The 16,924-nt window shown below is 66.5% G+C and carries 21 protein-coding genes; 12 read left to right on the forward strand and 9 right to left on the reverse strand.

Annotated features, from left to right (window positions below):
* Window positions 1-203: 203 nt before the first annotated feature.
* The 4 genes from sufD (at window position 204) to E3O19_RS00815 (ending at window position 2,932) form a co-directional block, all read left to right on the forward strand.
* A complete protein-coding gene (gene sufD, locus E3O19_RS00800) occupies window positions 204-1,373 on the forward strand; it encodes a Fe-S cluster assembly protein SufD (protein ID WP_134564736.1) in 1,170 nt (389 codons plus the stop codon).
* 2 nt (window positions 1,374-1,375) lie between these two features.
* Entirely contained in the window at window positions 1,376-1,702 is a 327-nt protein-coding gene (locus E3O19_RS00805; protein ID WP_134564737.1) for a non-heme iron oxygenase ferredoxin subunit, read from the forward strand.
* Between the two features lie 131 nt (window positions 1,703-1,833).
* Window positions 1,834-2,598: a Fe-S cluster assembly ATPase SufC gene (gene sufC, locus E3O19_RS00810; protein ID WP_134564738.1), complete on the forward strand. Its 765-nt coding sequence runs from the start codon at window positions 1,834-1,836 to the stop codon at window positions 2,596-2,598.
* Window positions 2,599-2,602: 4 nt separating this feature from the next.
* Complete coding sequence (locus E3O19_RS00815; protein ID WP_134506592.1) at window positions 2,603-2,932, forward strand: metal-sulfur cluster assembly factor; 330 nt, start codon at window positions 2,603-2,605, stop codon at window positions 2,930-2,932.
* A 71-nt stretch (window positions 2,933-3,003) separates the two neighbouring features.
* Here the strand turns inward: E3O19_RS00815 and E3O19_RS00820 are convergent, their stop codons facing one another.
* A complete protein-coding gene (locus tag E3O19_RS00820; RefSeq protein ID WP_134564739.1) occupies window positions 3,004-3,435 on the reverse strand; it encodes a hypothetical protein in 432 nt (143 codons plus the stop codon).
* A 29-nt stretch (window positions 3,436-3,464) separates the two neighbouring features.
* Entirely contained in the window at window positions 3,465-4,082 is a 618-nt protein-coding gene (locus E3O19_RS00825) for a flavin-containing monooxygenase (RefSeq protein WP_134564740.1), read from the reverse strand.
* A gap of 83 nt (window positions 4,083-4,165) precedes the next feature.
* On the opposite strand from E3O19_RS00825, the gene E3O19_RS00830 reads away from it, so the two are divergent.
* Together E3O19_RS00830 and E3O19_RS00835 are read left to right on the forward strand one after the other, a co-directional pair.
* Complete coding sequence (locus tag E3O19_RS00830; protein WP_134564741.1) at window positions 4,166-4,795, forward strand: TetR/AcrR family transcriptional regulator; 630 nt, start codon at window positions 4,166-4,168, stop codon at window positions 4,793-4,795.
* A 95-nt stretch (window positions 4,796-4,890) separates the two neighbouring features.
* The gene (locus tag E3O19_RS00835) at window positions 4,891-6,489 is read left to right on the forward strand and encodes an ABC-F family ATP-binding cassette domain-containing protein (RefSeq protein ID WP_134564742.1); all 1,599 of its coding nucleotides are present in this window, start codon (window positions 4,891-4,893) and stop codon (window positions 6,487-6,489) included.
* A gap of 79 nt (window positions 6,490-6,568) precedes the next feature.
* Here E3O19_RS00835 and E3O19_RS00840 read toward each other — a convergent pair whose 3' ends face one another.
* The 3 genes from E3O19_RS00840 to E3O19_RS00850 are packed head-to-tail and all read right to left on the reverse strand — an operon-like array spanning window position 6,569 to window position 7,922.
* Complete coding sequence (locus E3O19_RS00840) at window positions 6,569-7,411, reverse strand: SURF1 family cytochrome oxidase biogenesis protein (RefSeq protein WP_134564743.1); 843 nt, start codon at window positions 7,409-7,411, stop codon at window positions 6,569-6,571.
* Window positions 7,408-7,635, reverse strand: coding sequence for a hypothetical protein (locus E3O19_RS00845; protein WP_134564744.1), 228 nt, complete (start codon window positions 7,633-7,635; stop codon window positions 7,408-7,410). Before E3O19_RS00845 ends, E3O19_RS00840 begins: the two co-directional genes overlap by 4 nt.
* Entirely contained in the window at window positions 7,632-7,922 is a 291-nt protein-coding gene (locus tag E3O19_RS00850; protein ID WP_241981115.1) for a DUF3099 domain-containing protein, read from the reverse strand. The genes E3O19_RS00845 and E3O19_RS00850 overlap by 4 nt, the downstream gene beginning before the upstream one ends.
* 128 nt (window positions 7,923-8,050) lie before the next feature.
* On the opposite strand from E3O19_RS00850, the gene fabG reads away from it, so the two are divergent.
* On the forward strand, window positions 8,051-8,761 hold the full coding sequence (gene fabG / locus E3O19_RS00855) for a 3-oxoacyl-ACP reductase FabG (protein WP_134564745.1): 711 nt from the start codon (window positions 8,051-8,053) through the stop codon (window positions 8,759-8,761).
* Here fabG and serB read toward each other — a convergent pair.
* A complete protein-coding gene (serB, locus tag E3O19_RS00860; RefSeq protein WP_134564746.1) occupies window positions 8,758-9,405 on the reverse strand; it encodes a phosphoserine phosphatase SerB in 648 nt (215 codons plus the stop codon). The two genes, fabG and serB, sit on opposite strands and share 4 nt — an antisense overlap.
* A complete protein-coding gene (glgC, locus tag E3O19_RS00865) occupies window positions 9,402-10,646 on the reverse strand; it encodes a glucose-1-phosphate adenylyltransferase (RefSeq protein WP_134564747.1) in 1,245 nt (414 codons plus the stop codon). The genes serB and glgC overlap by 4 nt, the downstream gene beginning before the upstream one ends.
* A gap of 80 nt (window positions 10,647-10,726) precedes the next feature.
* Here glgC and glgA point away from each other — a divergent pair, with 80 nt between their 5' ends.
* From glgA to E3O19_RS00880, 3 genes are all read left to right on the forward strand, one after another.
* Window positions 10,727-11,908 carry a glycogen synthase gene (glgA, locus tag E3O19_RS00870; protein WP_134564748.1) on the forward strand — a complete coding sequence of 394 codons (1,182 nt, stop codon included), beginning with the start codon at window positions 10,727-10,729 and terminating at the stop codon, window positions 11,906-11,908.
* A gap of 51 nt (window positions 11,909-11,959) precedes the next feature.
* On the forward strand, window positions 11,960-12,742 hold the full coding sequence (locus E3O19_RS00875; protein WP_134564749.1) for an ABC transporter ATP-binding protein: 783 nt from the start codon (window positions 11,960-11,962) through the stop codon (window positions 12,740-12,742).
* Window positions 12,743-12,901: 159 nt separating this feature from the next.
* Window positions 12,902-13,153 carry a type B 50S ribosomal protein L31 gene (locus E3O19_RS00880; RefSeq protein WP_134506572.1) on the forward strand — a complete coding sequence of 84 codons (252 nt, stop codon included), beginning with the start codon at window positions 12,902-12,904 and terminating at the stop codon, window positions 13,151-13,153.
* 111 nt (window positions 13,154-13,264) lie between these two features.
* Here the strand turns inward: E3O19_RS00880 and E3O19_RS00885 are convergent, their stop codons facing one another.
* Window positions 13,265-13,951: a 3'-5' exonuclease gene (locus tag E3O19_RS00885; RefSeq protein ID WP_134564750.1), complete on the reverse strand. Its 687-nt coding sequence runs from the start codon at window positions 13,949-13,951 to the stop codon at window positions 13,265-13,267.
* Between the two features lie 234 nt (window positions 13,952-14,185).
* Between E3O19_RS00885 and E3O19_RS00890 the strand changes: the two genes are divergently transcribed.
* Together E3O19_RS00890 and E3O19_RS00895 are read left to right on the forward strand one after the other, a co-directional pair.
* Window positions 14,186-15,085, forward strand: coding sequence for an alpha/beta fold hydrolase (locus E3O19_RS00890; RefSeq protein WP_134564751.1), 900 nt, complete (start codon window positions 14,186-14,188; stop codon window positions 15,083-15,085).
* Entirely contained in the window at window positions 15,082-16,152 is a 1,071-nt protein-coding gene (locus E3O19_RS00895; RefSeq protein WP_134564752.1) for a glycosyltransferase family 4 protein, read from the forward strand. Before E3O19_RS00890 ends, E3O19_RS00895 begins: the two co-directional genes overlap by 4 nt.
* Window positions 16,153-16,320: 168 nt before the next feature.
* On the opposite strand, the gene E3O19_RS00900 is transcribed toward E3O19_RS00895, so the two are convergent.
* Complete coding sequence (locus E3O19_RS00900) at window positions 16,321-16,920, reverse strand: histidine phosphatase family protein (RefSeq protein ID WP_134564753.1); 600 nt, start codon at window positions 16,918-16,920, stop codon at window positions 16,321-16,323.
* Window positions 16,921-16,924: the final 4 nt, after the last annotated feature.

Consider the following 16,924-nt stretch of genomic DNA (forward strand, 5'->3'; position numbering starts at 1 on the left):
ACGAGGCGATGGCCATGATCGTGCGCGGCTTCATCGAACCGATCGCCCGGGAACTCCCCATGGAGTATGCCCTCGAACTCAACAAGCTCATTGAAATGGGCATGGAAGGATCCGTCGGCTAAATGTCCGTCGCCCCCACACCTACACACGTCCCACCCACTCAAGAATCGGCAGTGACCCCCACGGTGCCTACAACCGAAGCAATGCCCACCGAAGACCAGCACGGAATCAAGGAACACTCGGACGGGCGGTTCGGTTTCGTACCGGTGCAGACCCGATCCGACCGATTCAAGAGCGTCAACGTCACGGACTTCGCGCCGGTGACCGGGCGCGAAGCAGTCTGGAAATTCTCCCCGGTTGCCAAGTTCACGGACCTCACGGCCGGCGTACTCGACGGCTCCACCTACCAGGTGGAATCCGCCCCGACCGCTGACATCACCGTCGGCTGGGTCGACCGGGACGACTCCCGGATCGGCTCCGCCGGAGCCCCGGAGGAACGCGCCGCAGCAAACGCCTGGACCAGTTTCGACCAGGCACTCGCGATCACCGTGAGCGGCGAGGAGGCGAAGGAGATCACGGTCACCCGTGCCGACCTCGGCTCCGCACCGCGCGGAGCCCACACGATCATCGAAGCGAAGCCGTTCAGCCGGGCCGTGGTCATCCTCGAGAACATCGGGGATGCGCGCCTCACCGAGAACGTCGAGATTGTCCTCGGCGAATCCGCGAACCTCACCGTGGTGACCCTCCAGGAATGGAACGACGGCGCAGTGCACCTCGCGAACCACTTCGCGTCGGTCGGACGCGACGCGCGCCTCAAGCACATCGTGGTTTCGCTCGGCGGCAGCATCGTGCGCGTCAACCCGTCCGTGCGCCTGGCCGGACCGGGTTCTGACACGGAACTCCTCGGCCTCTACTTCGCCGATGCCGGGCAGCACCTCGAACAGCAGGTCTATGTCAACCACGACGCGCCGAACAGCCGCAGCCGGGTGACCTATAAGGGCGCGTTGCAGGGCAAGGGCGCACGCACGGTCTGGATCGGCGACGTACTGATCGGCCGGAAGGCGGCCGGCACCGACAGCTACGAGCAGAACCGGAACCTCGTGCTCACCGAAGGAACCCGCGCCGACTCGATCCCGAACTTGGAGATCGAGACCGGCGACATCAAGGGTGCCGGCCATGCCAGCGCGACCGGCCGCTTCGACGACGAGCAACTCTTCTATCTGCAGTCCCGAGGCATCACCGAAGAGGAGGCCCGCCGGCTCGTCGTGCGCGGCTTCCTCAGCGAAATCGTGCAGCACATCGGGTCCAAACCACTCGAGGACCGGCTCCAGGCAGCGATCGAAGCGGAACTCCGCGGAACAGAGGAAAAGTAACCATGGCGTCCACAAAAATCTGCGCGTTCGACGAGCTCGAACCGAATGAGGCCGTCAAGGTCGAAATCGACGGGGTGCCCATCGTGGTTGTCCGCGACGCAGCCGGCGACGTGTTCGCCATCGGCGACACCTGCACCCACGGGGACATCTCTCTGTCCGAGGGGTTCGTCGAAGACGACACCGTCGAATGCTGGGCCCACGGTTCAAAGTTCTCCCTGAAGACAGGCAAACCCCTGAACCTCCCGGCATACGAGCCGGTACCCGTCTTCAAGGTCGCGTTGATCGACGGTGACGTCTACATCGACCCTTCCGTCATCGTGCCGGTCTGATCTGGCTGACATCCGATCTGGCTGACATCCGATCTGGCTGACATCCGATCTGGTCGACATCCGACCCACTGGCCGCACAGCCACCCAACGTCCCGGCGCCAGCGCCGGAAAATGAAAGAGATAGCGAATCTATGTCCGTTCTTGAGATCAAAGACCTGCACGTCAGTGTCGAGACCGACCAGGGCACCAAGCAGATCCTGCACGGGGTGAACCTGACCATCAACGAGGGCGAGATCCACGCCATCATGGGCCCCAACGGCTCCGGCAAGTCCACCCTCGCCTATACGATCGCGGGCCACCCCAAGTACACCGTCGACAGCGGTTCGATCCTGCTCGATGGCGAAGAGGTCACCACGATGACCGTGGACCAGCGCGCCCGCGCCGGGCTGTTCCTGGCCATGCAGTACCCGGTCGAGATCCCCGGCGTGACCGTGACGAACTTCCTCCGCACCGCCAAGACCGCGATCGATGGAGTCGCGCCGCCCATCCGCACCTGGATCAAGGAGGTGCGCGACTCCATGAAGCAGCTCCGGATGGACAAGAGCTTCGCCGAGCGCAACGTGAACGAGGGCTTCTCGGGCGGAGAGAAGAAGCGCAACGAGATCCTCCAGCTCGAACTGCTGAGGCCCCGGTTCGCCGTGCTCGACGAGACCGACTCCGGCCTCGACGTCGACGCGCTCAAGATCGTGTCGGAGGGCGTCAACCGGGCCAAGGAGAACACCGGCCTGGGTCTGCTCCTGATCACCCACTACACCCGCATCCTGCGCTACATCACGCCGGACTTCGTGCACGTCTTCGTCGACGGACGGATCGCCGAACAGGGTGGCCCCGAGCTCGCCGACCGGCTCGAAGACGAGGGCTACGATCGCTTTCTGACCGAATCGAACGTAGGCTAAAAGCATGGTTTCATCGCTGACACCGGCAAGATTCGACGAAATCGAAGAAGCGCTCAAAGATGTCATGGATCCCGAACTGGGCATCAATGTCGTCGACCTCGGCCTGATCTACGACCTGGGCTGGGACGACGAGAACGACGCCCTGATCATCCACATGACCCTGACGTCCGCGGGCTGCCCGCTGACCGATGTGCTCGAGGAGCAGACTGCGGAGGCCTTGGACGGCGTCGTCGACCAGTTCCGCATCAACTGGGTCTGGATGCCGCCGTGGGGTCCGGAGAAGATCACCGACGACGGGCGCGACATGATGCGCGCCCTCGGCTTCTCGATCTAGCCGACTCTCTGGCACCGGCCGGCCACGAACCGACCGACGCCATCACGTTCCACCAGCGGATGCCCGCGCGGTCACACTCGCGTGGGCATCCGCTGTGTCGTCCGGTCGGCGAGGTAGCGCGCATCGCGGCCGATCCCGCCGATCAGACCACTGGTGAGGGCGTATTGAAACGGCAGGCCGAGGAGATAAAGTCCGGGTATGGCCGTCACGACGCCTCGCTCGTGAACCGGCCACCCCGCGCTGTCACACGGGAGATCGGGTACCCACCCGAAATCGGGGCTGTAGCCCGTCGCCCAGATGACCGTGGCGACACTCTGACCAGCCGCCGGGGCCTCGGGCGTGACCGGACGGCCGTTACGTACCGAGGAGAGCCTGGGGAGCCGCCGCACTCCGGCCGCGTTCACCTGCTTCGAGCCGACGCCGATCAGGGGGGCACCCCGGTCGTGGAACCCCGCGGCGACACGGCGCCCGATCGGCGTGCTTCTGGTCAGCACGGTGTTCACGAAACGCCAGTACAACCATCCGGCATGCCTCAGCAACACCGCGGGAATCTCGGGGGTCGGTCGCCCCGCGAGGAAGACGGGACGGTAGCGGCCAGCTCGATCGGAATCTGCGTGCCCGAGGCACCCGCCCCGACCACGATGACGGTGCCGTCCTTCGCCGACGACGGGTTCCGGTACTCCGAAGAGTGCAGTTGGCGGATCTCCGGCGCGAGCCGACCGGCAAGGTCGGGCACGTTCGGACGGTCGTGCGCACCCGTCGCAACCACGACACACCGGGCGGTGACGGTCCCGGTCTCGGTTTCGACGCGCCAGGTCTCACCATGGCGTTCAATGGCCCGGACGTTGCAGCCGAGCCGAAGTCGTTCGGCGACGTCCGCCGCAGCGACGACCAGATAGGCGGCCATTTCGTCTTTGGTGGGAAAGCTTCCTCGAGCATCGGGGAAGGGCAGTCCCGGCAGGCCATCGTGTTCGGACGGAGTGGACAGCCGGAGGGAATCCCAGCGCTCCCGCCACGACTGGCCCACCCGCTCCGCCCGCTCGAGCACGAGGAAATCGCGTGACCGCGTGGCGAGCTCGCGGGCCATTGCCAGGCCGGCCTGGCCCGCACCGATGATGCATACATTCGTTGATACTTCCGTCCTGGCCACCTGAGTCTCCGATCCTTCTCGACATTCGGTCCGATTAAGTGATTGGAGTACGCTTACATTGACTGGAAAGCTATGCTAATTAGATGAGATCCAGCCCTGAAACACCGGCGACGCGGCGCACAAAGCAGAGCGAGGCCACGCGAGAGGTGATCGTTGAGGCTGCCGCGCGCCTCATGCTTGAACGCGGCTATATCCCCACCTCGATCGCCGCCATCGCGGAGAACGCCGGCGTCGCCGTGCAGACCATCTACAACTCCATCGGCGGCAAGGCCGACGTGCTCTCGGCTGTCCTCGATCGCTCCGCTGCCGGCCCCGATGCGCCGGCGCTTGTGCCGATCGTCATGCGGAACCGGGTGTCGGCAGCCGGGTCGGCGGCCGAGGTGGTCGGCATCCTCGCCGACTGGTTCGTCGAGGCCAACGCCCGCACCGCGGGCGTGCACCGGGTGATCACCCAGGCCGCGGGCGTCGACCCGGAGGTGGCGAAGCTCGAACTGCGTCGGGCGGCGCAGCGTCTGCACAACTACGGTGAGGCCGCATCCGCCCTGCGGACTTTGCGCGGACTTCGCTCGGGCCTGAGCGATCATGAGGCGGCCGCCGCGATCTGGGCGATCGGTCATCCGCAGGTCTACCGGTCGTTGGTCATCGACCTGGGCTGGTCTGTCCCGGCCTACCGGGAGTGGGTGCTCAAGACGCTCAGCGGATCACTGACTTAGCTCCCTGCGCGCGCGGACACGAGCGAGCAAATATACTTGATAGTTGGCCCGGTTGGGCCGGAGACTCCCACAACCCCCGTGAACGGACTATTGCTGTGCTCAGTGTGCAAAATCTCGAGATCCGAGTTGGGGCGCGCGTACTCATGGAAGACGTCAGTTTCCGGGTCTCAGCCGGTGACAAGATCGGCTTGGTCGGTCGCAACGGCGCGGGCAAGACCACCCTGACCAAGACGCTGGCGGGGGAGACCATGCCGACGAAGGGCCAGATCGACCGCAGCGGCGAGATCGGCTACCTGCCCCAGGACCCCCGCTCCGGCGACCCGGAGATGCTTGCCCGCACCCGGATCCTCGACGCTCGCGGCCTCGGCACAATCTCCTTGGGGCTGTACCAGGCCGGACTCGACATGGGCAGCACCGACCCCAAGGTCTCAGCGAAGGCGATGCGCACCTATGGCTCGCTGACCGACCAGTTCAACGCCCTCGGCGGGTACGCGGCCGAGGCGGAAGCCGCCTCGATCGCCAGCAACCTCAATCTTCCCGACCGCATCCTGGACCAGCAGCTGAAGACCCTCTCCGGTGGGCAGCGGCGCCGAATCGAGTTGGCGCGCATCCTCTTCTCAGCCGCCGAGACGATGATCCTCGACGAACCGACCAACCACCTCGACGCCGACTCCGTGGTCTGGCTGCGCGAATTCGTCAAGAGCTACCGCGGTGGCTGCATCATCATCAGCCACGACATCGAATTGGTCGGCGACACCGTCAACCGGGTCTTCTACCTCGATGCCAACCGCATGGTCATCGACATCTACAACATGAACTGGAAGAACTACCAGCGCCAGCGGGTAGCGGATGCCGACCGCCGCAAGAAGGAACGCGCCAACGCCGAGAAGAAGGCCTCCACGCTGCAGCTGCAGGCCGCCAAGTTCGGCGCCAAGGCGAGCAAGGCCGCCGCCGCCCACCAGATGGTGGCCCGCGCGGAGAAGCTGCTCTCCGGACTGGACGCCGTGCGCGCAGTCGACCGCGTCGCCAAGCTGCGGTTCCCCGAGCCTGCCCCGTGCGGCCGTACCCCTCTGATGGCGACCGACCTGTCCAAGAGCTACGGGTCCCTGGAGATCTTCGCCGCCGTCGACCTCGCCATCGACCGCGGCTCCAAGGTCGTCATCCTCGGCCTCAACGGCGCCGGCAAGACCACCTTGCTGCGGATGCTCGCGGGCGTGGACAAGCCGGACACCGGACGGATCGAACCCGGCCATGGCCTGCGGATCGGGTACTACGCGCAGGAACACGAGACGATCGACGTCAAGCGCAGTGTGCTCGAGAACATGGTGTCCTCCTCGCCCAACATCACCGAGATGGAGGCGCGGCGGGTGCTCGGCTCGTTCCTGTTCACCGGCGACGATTCGCACAAGCCGGCCGGGGTGCTCTCCGGTGGCGAGAAGACCAGGCTCGCCCTGGCCATGATTGTCGTGTCGGGTGCAAACGTTCTGCTCCTCGACGAACCGACCAACAACCTGGATCCCGCCAGCCGCGAGGAGATTCTCGACGCCCTCGCCCACTACAGTGGCGCCGTGGTGCTCGTCAGCCACGACGAGGGCGCCGTCGAAGCCCTCAACCCCGAGCGGGTGTTGATCATGCCCGACGGTACAGAGGACCACTGGAACAAGGACTACCTCGACCTGATCACCCTGGCCTGAACCACCGTCGACGCGTTTCGGGCTCAACCTTCCGGGCTCAGTGTTCAGGGCTCAGTGTTCCGGGCTCCGTGTTCCGGGCTCAGCGCGGGGAGTCGATCAGTTCGTCCTCGACCTCAGCGTCGCTGCGCGGTTTCGCTGCCTGCCGCCTGGCCCGCTCGGTGGCCCTGGCGCGCTCCTGCGGGTCGTCGGCGTTGACCGACCGGAATTCCTGCCGAATCGACCAGCCGAGTCCGACGAACGCGAGCAGTGCGAAGACGAACCATTGGAAGGCGTAGGACAGATGCGGGCCCTCGTCCCGTACCGGCCGGGTGACCGCCACCGGGCGTTCGCCCGGCGATGGGTCCTCCGACTTCATCAGGCCGTACGCGCCGGTGTACGTCGGGAGGTCGAGCCTGCCCTGCGCCTCGGTGAGGTTGATCGTGGCGATCTGATTCCCGAGCGCCGAGCGACCGGCCAGGGATGGTTCGCCGGCCTTCAGCCGGGCGACGACAGAAACCTCACCGTCGGGTGCCTCCGGGACCGACGCCGGTGCGTCCGGGGTCTCACCGGTGGGCAGCCAGCCGCGATCGACGATGAAGACCGTGCCGTCGTCGAGGCGAAGCGGCGTGAGCACTTCGAAGCCGGGGTGGATGTTGAGTGGACGGTTCCGCACGATCAGTTGGTTGGCCTTCAGGTACGTTCCGGTCATGACGACAGGGAGCCATTTCTGGGACTCGACGAAGGAGTGCCGTTCGGGCAGGGCCTCGGTCAGCGGGATCGGCTCGGAGTCGAAGTTGGCATCCACCTTGACGATCTCGGCGAGGGCCTCAGCGCGGCGGGCGAGTTGCCAGGTTCCGAGTCCCGCGCAGACCACCGCGAACAGGACGGTCACCGCGAGGTAGCCGGCCCAGCGCCGGGTGAACGCGAATTTCCAGCCGATCACGCCTGGTCCTTTTCGGCAGACAGGGCGGAAACCGTGAGTGGGAAGTCGCGCGCCGCCAGGAAATCCCTGAGGTAGTCGACGTGGAGGTCGCAGGCGAGCCAGGTCTTGAACCGTTCACCCGTATGGATGCGCGGATTGCGCCAGTCCACTCGCCAGAGCGCATCCAACCGGCAACCGGCCCGGGAGCAGGTTGCCGAGTCGAGATCGGTGCCGAGACCGATCATTTCTGGTCTTTGTCGTCCGGCTTGCGGTAGACCTCGATCGCGCCGGGCCTAAGCACGGTGCCGGCGGGGGCGCCACCGTGCACGTTCGCCACGACGACGGCGAAGTAGGGAAGGACGATCGCCCCGGCGGCGCAGACCAGCAGCCACCAGTCGTGGACGAACAGCAAAAGCACGATGCAGACCATGCGGATGCCCATGGCCACCGAGTACTTGATCATCCTGGCGCGTCGCGCGGCCTCCGGTGACGGAGGTAAAGACGTGATCGACTGCTGTTTCATGAATGCCATCGCTCCGGTCAGCCGGCTGAATATTCGCCTAGTAAGTCTACGTCTCGCCGTCCGACGACGAGTACGTCCTAAACTGAAATCTACGTGCGCGCGGCTGTTCGTTCGCTGGGAAAAGATAGGACCACCCCATGACGATTGCCAGGACCGTTCTCGTGACCGGAGGAAACCGCGGAATCGGGTTTTCCATCGCCGAGGAATTCGTCAGGCAGGGCCACCGGGTGGCGGTGACCGCCCGCTCCGGCCAGGGACCTGAGGGCAGCCTGACCGTGCGCGCGGACGTGACGGACGCGGCGTCGATCGACGCCGCGTTCATCGAGATCGAGGCCGCGCTCGGCCCGATCGAGGTCGTCATCGCCAACGCGGGCATCACTCGCGACACCCTGCTGATGCGGATGACCGAGGACGACTTCACATCGGTGATCGACACCAACCTCAGCGGTGCATTCCGGGTGGTGAAAAGAGCGTCGAAGGGAATGCTCAAGGCTCGCTTCGGCCGGATCGTCCTGATCTCCAGTGTGGTCGGCCTGTACGGTTCAGCCGGTCAGGTCAACTACTCCGCTTCCAAGAGCGGCCTGATCGGGCTCGCCAGGTCGGTCACCCGGGAGCTCGGGGCCAGGGGGATCACCGCGAATGTCGTCGCGCCCGGTTTCATCGAGACCGACATGACCGCGCAACTGTCGGAGGCCCAGCAGGCCGACTACAGGAAGAGCATCCCGGCCGGCCGGTTCGCCACCCCCGGCGAGGTCGCCCGGGTAGTCACCTGGCTGGCCGGCGAAGACGCCGCCTACATCTCCGGAGCGGTCATCCCCGTCGACGGCGGATTGGGCATGGGGCACTAACCGCGCAGGCCCAGCACGGGCAGCACCTGGCTGAGATCGCAGACGTCAATCGACAGGTCAGCCTGGGCACGCACCACGGGTCTGGCGTTGAAGGCGATGCCCAGGCCCGCCGCGTGCATCATCAGCAGGTCGTTCGCGCCGTCCCCGACGGCGACGGTCTGCCGAAGCGGCAGCGATTCCGCCGCGGCCCATTCGGTGAGTGCGGCGGCCTTGGCCCTGGCGTCGATGATCGGACCTACCAGGCCGCCGGTCAGCCGGCCGTCGACGGCTTCAAGCCGGTTGGCCCGCCAGTGGTCGAGTCCGAACGCGACCGCGAGCGGGTCGAGGACCTCATGGAAGCCGCCCGACACCACGCCAACGCTGCAGCCGTGCGCGTGCAGGCCCGCGATCAGGTCGTGCACCCCCGGCGTCGGCCGGATCAACCGGCCGACCTCCGTAAAGACCCCGGTTGACAACCCGGCGAGGGTCTTCACCCGCGCCCGGAGGCTCTCGGCGAAGTCGATCTCCCCACGCATGGCCTGCTCGGTGACCTCCGCGACGAGCGTCAGAGAACCGGCGGCATCCGCCAGCAACTCGATCACCTCGTTTTCGATGAGGGTGGAATCGGCATCAAGGACAACGAGGAATCTAGCGGGAACGGTCACGGGTGGACGTGCACGCCCTTGCCGACCACTGTGATGCCGGAATCGGTGACGCTGAAGCCCCGGGCCAGGTCGCGGTCGCGGTCGACGCCGATCTCAGCCCCGGCACCGACGATGACGTCCTTGTCGAGGATCGCCCGGTGCACGACCGCACCCGGCTTGATCTGCACCCGGTCGAAGATGATCGAGTCCACAACCTTGGCGCCGGAGTCGATCGCGGCCCACGGTCCGAGCACGCTGCGTTCGATATGCGCCCCGGAGATGACACAGCCGAGGGAGACGATCGAGTCGATCATGGTGCCGAGGGCGCCCTGGGCGTCGCGCACGAACTTCGCCGGCGGCGAGTTCAGCTGCTGGCTGAAGATCGGCCACTTCTGGTTGTAGAGGTTGAAGACGGGGAGGGCGCTGATCAGGTCCTGGTGAGCCTCGAAGAACGAGTCCATCGTTCCCACATCGCGCCAGTAATCCCGGTCGCGGTCGGTCGAGCCGGGCACCACGTTGCGCTGCAGGTCGTAGACGCCGGCCTCGCCGCGGGACACGAAGTCCGGAATGATATCGCCGCCCATGTCGTGGCTGGAATCGGTGCGTTCTCCGTCGCGGAGGACTGCCTCGATCAGCGCGTCGGCGTTGAAGACGTAGTTGCCCATCGAGGCGAAAACCTCGTGCGGGGCGTCAGCCAGGCCGACGGCATCCCTGGGCTTCTCACGGAAGTCGCGGATATGGTCCGGCGTGGCCGCGTCGACCTCGATGACACCGAACTGGTCGGCCAGCGCGATCGGCTGCCGAATGGCGGCAACGGTCGCCGCCGCCCCTGAGGCGATGTGGGCGGCGATCATCTGGCTGAAGTCCATGCGGTACACGTGGTCGGCGCCGACGACGACGACGATGTCCGGCTTCTCGTCGTGGATCAGGTTCAGGCTCTGCAGGATGGCGTCGGCCGAGCCACTGAACCAGCGCTTGCCGAGCCGCTGCTGAGCCGGCACCGAGGCGATATAAGAGTTGAACAGACCGCCGGAGACATGCCAGGTCTGCGAGACGTGACGGTCCAGGCTGTGCGATTTGTACTGGGTGAGCACAACGATCTGAGTGAGCCCAGAGTTGATGAGATTGGACAGCGCGAAGTCAATCAACCGGTAGTGGCCGCCGAACGGCACTGCCGGCTTCGCACGGTCCTCGGTCAACGGCATCAGCCGTTTTCCCTCGCCGCCGGCAAGCACGATTCCAAAGATCTTCTTCGACTCCATACCCTTACAGTAGGACCATCCGGGGCACCGGACCAGCACGCATGGGTGTGTCCAAGGTCGGGCTGCGCTAGCTTTACTGCATGCGAGTGGATCTGTTGACCAAGGAGTACCCCCCGGAGATTTATGGCGGAGCCGGTGTTCACGTTGCCGAGCTGGTTCGTGCCCTGCGCACGGACATCGAGGTGGTCGTTCGCTGTTTCGGCGCACCTCGTGACGCCGCCGAGACGTTCGCCTATGGCGTCCCCGCTCAGCTCGCCGACGCGAATGCGACCCTGGCCACCCTGGGCGTAGACCTGCAGATGGCCCAGGACGTCGAGGGTGCCGATATCGTGCACTCCCACACCTGGTACGCGAACGGGGCCGGTCACTTTGCCAAGCTTCTCCACGGCGTGCCGCACGTCGTCACGGCACACAGCCTCGAACCTCTCCGGCCGTGGAAGGCCGAACAGTTGGGCGGCGGCTACCGGGTGTCGAGTTGGATCGAACGCACCGCGTTTGAGGCCGCGGATGCCGTGATCGCCGTCAGCGACGGCATGCGTCGCGACATCCTCCGCAGCTATCCGGCGCTGAACGAGGCCCGGGTGCAGACGGTTTACAACGGCATCGATCTCGAACGGTGGAAACCCACCGTCGACCATGACATCGTGCGTCACCTCGGCATCGACCCGGATCGGCCGGCCGTGGTCTTTGTGGGCCGGATCACCCGGCAGAAGGGCCTGCCCTACCTGTTGCGGGCGGCCGCGGCCCTGCCGGCCGACGTGCAGTTGGTTCTCTGCGCCGGGGCGCCCGACACACCGGGGATCCTCGCCGAGGTCACCGCGGGGGTGAGGGCGCTACAGCGCGAGCGCACCGGCGTCGTCTGGATCGACCGGTTGCTCCCGCAGCACGAGCTCGCGGCCGTCCTCACCGCTGGGACGGTCTTCGTCTGCCCGTCGGTGTACGAACCGCTCGGAATCGTCAATCTCGAGGCAATGGCCTGCGGGCTGCCCGTTGTCGGCACCGCCACCGGCGGAATCCCCGAGGTCGTCGCCGACGGCGTCACCGGCCGGCTGGTTCCGATCGACCAGGCCACTGACGGCACGGGCACCCCGATCGACCCTGAGCGGTTCGTCGCGGACCTGGCCGGAACCCTGGCCGAGGTGCTGTCCGATCCCGAACTCGCAGCCCGGATGGGCCGCGCCGGTCGGGTCCGCGCTGAGGAAATGTTCAGCTGGAGCCGGATCGCCACCCGCACCCGGGAGATCTACGCCTCGCTGCTCTAGCGACCGACAGTGGCGTGTCCGGCGCCCGGCGACGGCAGATAACATGGCTGTATGGTCAACGTTCTTCACTTCACCGACGTCTCCGTCGTCCGGGCTGGCACAACCATCCTCGACTCAGTGAATTGGAGTGTCGAAGACAATCAGCGCTGGGTGATCCTCGGCCCGAACGGCGCGGGCAAGACGACGCTGCTGCAGATCGCTGCCGCCCTGATCCACCCGTCGAGCGGTCGCGCCGAGGTTCTCGAAGAGCCGATCGGCGGCACCGACCTGTTCGAGCTTCGTCCGCGGATCGGCTTCGCGTCGACCGCGATGGCCCGCAAGGTTCCCGCCAACGAGAAGGTCCTCGATGTCGTCATGACGGCCGCGTACTCGGTGACGGGTCGCTGGAACGAGGAGTACGAGACGATCGACGAGCGCCGCGCCCAGCGTGTTCTTGCCGAATGGCGCCTCGACCACCTCGCCGACCGCAAATTCGGCACGCTCAGCGACGGCGAGCAGAAGCGCGTGCAGATCGCACGCTCGATCATGACCGACCCTGAGGTTCTCCTCCTGGACGAACCGGCCGCCAGCCTCGACCTCGGCGCCCGGGAAGAACTACTTCGCCTGCTCGGCGGCTTCGCGAGCGAACCGAAGTCACCGGCCATCATCATGGTCACCCACCATGTCGAGGAGATCCCCGTCGGTTTCACGCACGTGCTGCTCCTGTCCGACGGCCACGTGGTCAGTGCCGGTCCCCTCGCCGAGGCGCTCACCGCGGAGGCGCTCACCGAGGCCTTCGGGCTTGTGATCGAATTGCAAGAGTCCGACGGGCGCTTCACCGCGCGGGCGGCCTGACCAACCCGACCCCCCGACGAAATGGCCGTCGCAGCGGTCGGGTTCTGCTAAACTTGACAGTCGGTCCTACGACCGCATAGTTTTTCTGCCGCATCTGGCGAGACTGTTCTCGCCAATCGAAGCGCACCTCACCAATCGAACAGCAATAAGGAAGTCTTCATGAAGTCTGACATTCACCCCACGTACGCTCCCGTGGTTTTCCGCGACCTCGCGTCGGGTGCGACGTTCCTTACCCGTTCGACGGTCTCCAGCTCGAAGACCATCGACTGGGAAGACGGCGCCACCTACCCGGTCATCGACGTGGAAATTTCCTCCGAGTCACACCCGTTCTACACCGGCAAGCAGCGCATCATGGACTCCGCCGGACGGGTCGAGAAGTTCAACTCGCGGTACAAGGGCTTCGGCAAGTAACCAGGCCCCAGCCTTGCGGCGGCAAGCCGCAACGCAACACAGAAGGCGACCAGCTTCGGCTGGCCGCCTTCTGTGTATCTCCGGGAGGACTGTACCCCGGTGAGGTTCGGGTCAGCGCTCCGGCCAGCCGCCGGATGCCACGAACTCCGGGTCGCGTTCCCGGCGCATGTAGGCCTGAAAACTCTCGGCCTGCTCGAGAGACCACTTTGCCTGCAGATCATGCAGCTCTGACACGGTGACCGGGAGCTTGCTCGCGTGGGCGCGCGCGATTGCCTGCGCCACCCGACCGGCAGCGATCGCATCCGCACCGGCATCGTGCGCGTCGTCGAGGGAGACGCCGTAGAAGGCGCTGGTGACCTCCAGGGTGCGCTTTCCCTTGCGGTACCGGTCGACGGCCTTGTCGATCACGAGCGGATCCACCACGGGCGACGGCGCCACGAGCGGAGTGACCCCGTGACGCAGCGACTCCCGGTTGAGCAGGGTGAGGTCGTAGGGCGCGTTGTAGGCGACCAAGGGAAGGCCACGGTCGAAGTGCTCGCGGATGGTCGCGACGATCTCGGCAACCCCTTCGGCGGCCCCGCGGCCGTTCTCCGCCGCGTACTCGGTCGTGATGCCGTGCACATTCGTGGCCTGGGCGGGAATCTCGATGCCGGGGTCGAGCAGCCAGTCCACCCGTTCGAGTACCTCCCCGGCCCGGTCGATGACGGCCACGGTCGCCGAGACGATTCGGCTCGTCTCCACGTCGATGCCGGTCGTCTCGAGGTCGAATACGGCCAGGGTGTCGCTCCAATTGCTCATGGACACAGCCTATGGGCGACCACCGTCACTGCTCGGCTGCCACTCCTGCCGAGGAGCATCGTCCCCGGCTGGTCGCCGAAATTCGTGCCGGACCGCCTGTATTCGCGGGTGAACGCTCGGACTGACTCGTGGGCGCTGGCCGGCACCCGAATGGCGCCCAGGCCGAACGTCGGTGCCGGGACCGGGACCGGGTCTGTCCAGCCCGATTGGAAAGTCAGCCCTAAACTGGGTCCAATGAACGTTCCTTCGCCTTATCACGAACTGCTCGCTGGGATTCCCGTCACCGTGCACACCGTGACCGTGCTCGGAAGCGACACCCGGTACTGGGAGTATGGCGACCAGGCAGCGACCACGACGATCCTGATGGTGCACGGGTTCCGGGGCGACCATCACGGCCTCGAGCCGGTCGTCGCCCAGCTCCCCGGCTTGCGGATCATCTCCCCGGACCTTCCCGGCTTCGGGGAATCGGGCCCGCTTACCCCGATCCGGCACGACATCGCCGGTTACGGTCGCTGGCTGTCCGAACTCGTCAACGCCCTGGCGATCCCCGGGCGCACGGTCATCCTCGGGCACTCGTTCGGATCGATCATCGTGGCCGCCGCGGTCGCGGGCGGCCTCACCGCCGACGAGGTCGTGCTCGTGAACCCGATCGCCGCTCCTGCGCTCTCGGGGCCGCGCGGCATCCTGACCCGCCTGGCCGTGTTCTACTACTGGGCGGCGGCGAAACTGCCCGAGCGGCTCGGTTTCGCCTTGCTCCGCAACCGCGTGATCGTGCGGGTGATGAGCATCACGATGGTCAAGACCGGCGACCGGGACCTGCGTCGTTGGATCCACAATCAGCACGATCGGTACTTCTCCGCGTTCGCCGACCGCGCGGTCGTGCTAGAAGCGTTCACCGCGTCGGTGGGCTCCGACGTGAGTGAGTTCGCCGCCGCCATCTCGCAACCCACACTGCTCGTCGCAGCCGATAAGGACGACATCACCCCGGTCGCGGCCCAGCACCGGCTGCAGGCGCTGTTCCCGGATGCGAGCCTTCGGGTGATCCCCGATGTCGGCCACCTGATCCACTATGAGGTTCCCGCCCAGGCCGCGGAGGAGATCCGCCGTTTCCTCGCCCGGGAGTCGCCGGAATGAAGATCGTGTTCGATTGCCGTTATACCCGGTACGACCGACACGACGGCATCAGCCGGTACACCGCGGGTCTGGTCACCGAACTGGGCAAGCTGCACCCCGTGATCATGCTGATCAGCGACCACCGGCAGCTCCCTCTCCTGCCTGCCCTGCCCTGGCAGCTCGTGAGCGGCCCCACCGGCATCCGTGAACCGCTCGTCGCCCGCCAGGTCAACCGGCTGCATCCCGACGTCGTCTTCAGCCCCATGCAGACCATGGGGTCCTGGGGCCGTCGGTACCGGCTGATCCTCACCGTGCACGATCTGATCTACTACCGCAACCGCACCCCGCCGCGCGATTTCCCCGCCGCGGTCCGCCTGCTTTGGCGCCTCTATCACCTGGCCTGGTGGCCGCAGCGGATGCTCCTGAACCGTGCCGACGCGATCGTCACGGTCTCGGCGACCACCGGCGACCTGATCCGGGACCACCACCTCACCCACCGGCCCGTCACCGTGGTCCCCAACGCGGCCGGCGCTCTCAGCGCGGCTCCCGTGCGGCGCACGACGCCCGAGACGGGACGGCTCGTCTACATGGGCTCGTTCATGCCGTACAAGAACGTCGACACGCTCGTTCGGGCCGTTGCCGGGCTGCCGGGCCACGAACTGCACCTGATGAGCAGGGTCGGCGAGTCCGAGCGTGCACGGTTGGTCAAGCTCGCCCCTCAGGCGAGGCTGGTCTTCCACGACGGCGCCAGCGATGACGAGTACGCCGCGGTGCTCCGCGGTGCGACGGCGCTGGTCACCGCCTCCCTGGACGAGGGCTTCGGAATTCCCCTGGTCGAGGCGATGAGCCAGGGGATCCCCATCGTCGTCAGCGACATACCGATCTTCCGCGAGATCGGGGGGGACGCGGCACTCTACTTCGACCCGTCCAGCCCGGAGGCCCTTGCCGCGGCGATCACCCGGCTCGACCAGCCGGGGGAGTGGGCCGAACGTTCACGGCTCTCCGTCACCCTGGCGGCCCGGTTCACCTGGGCGGCTTCGGCCCGGAAGCTCCTGGACCTGATCACCGCCACGGCAGCGCCGCACTGACCCGGCCGGTCTCTGTGGCGCTCGGCCGGTGTCCTGTGGCGCTCGGCCGGTGTCCTTCGGCGCTCGGCCGGTGTCCTGTGGCGCTCGGCCGGTGTCCTTCGGCGCTCGGCCGGTGTCCTGTGGCGCTCGGCCGGTGTCCTTCGGCGCTCGGCCGGTGTCCTTCGGCGCTCAGCCGGTGTAGTGCGTGTTCTCGGCGAAGGTGCGCACGGTCGCATCGAAGTACTCGAGTTCGAGCCCCCCGTCACGCCAGACGAAATCGTGCACCGACCCGTTGGCGATGATCTCGTCGTGGCGGGGTCGCTCGCCGCCCGTACTGTTGCGGATCAAGGTGCCGATCACGCCGCCGTGACAGACGACAAGGACGGACTGGCCGGGCCTGGCCGCGGCGACACGGCCGAGGGCCGGCAGCACCCGGTCCAGTACCTCCTGGCGCGTCTCCAGTCCGGGCACGGCCACGCCGTTGGGGAAACGGGACTGCCGCTCGGCGAAGGTGAGTCCCTCGATCTGGCCATGGTGTCGCTCGGTGAGCGCCTCGAACACCTCCGGCTGCGCCAGTTCGAGCTCACCGGCGATGATCCGCGCGGTCTCGTGCGCCCGGTCAAGAGGGCTCGTCACGATCGCGTCCCAGTGTCGGCTTCGCAGCCGCAGGCCCGTCTCCGCGGCCTGGGCTCGTCCGGTCGAGTTGAGCGGGATATCCGTGCTGCCCTGGATCCTGGTGCGCAGGTTCCACTCGGTCTGCCCGTGGCGCACTATCGAGAGTCTGGTCATTGCC

Source organism: Cryobacterium algoritolerans, assembly GCF_004402785.1.
Lineage (GTDB): Bacteria > Actinomycetota > Actinomycetes > Actinomycetales > Microbacteriaceae > Cryobacterium > Cryobacterium algoritolerans.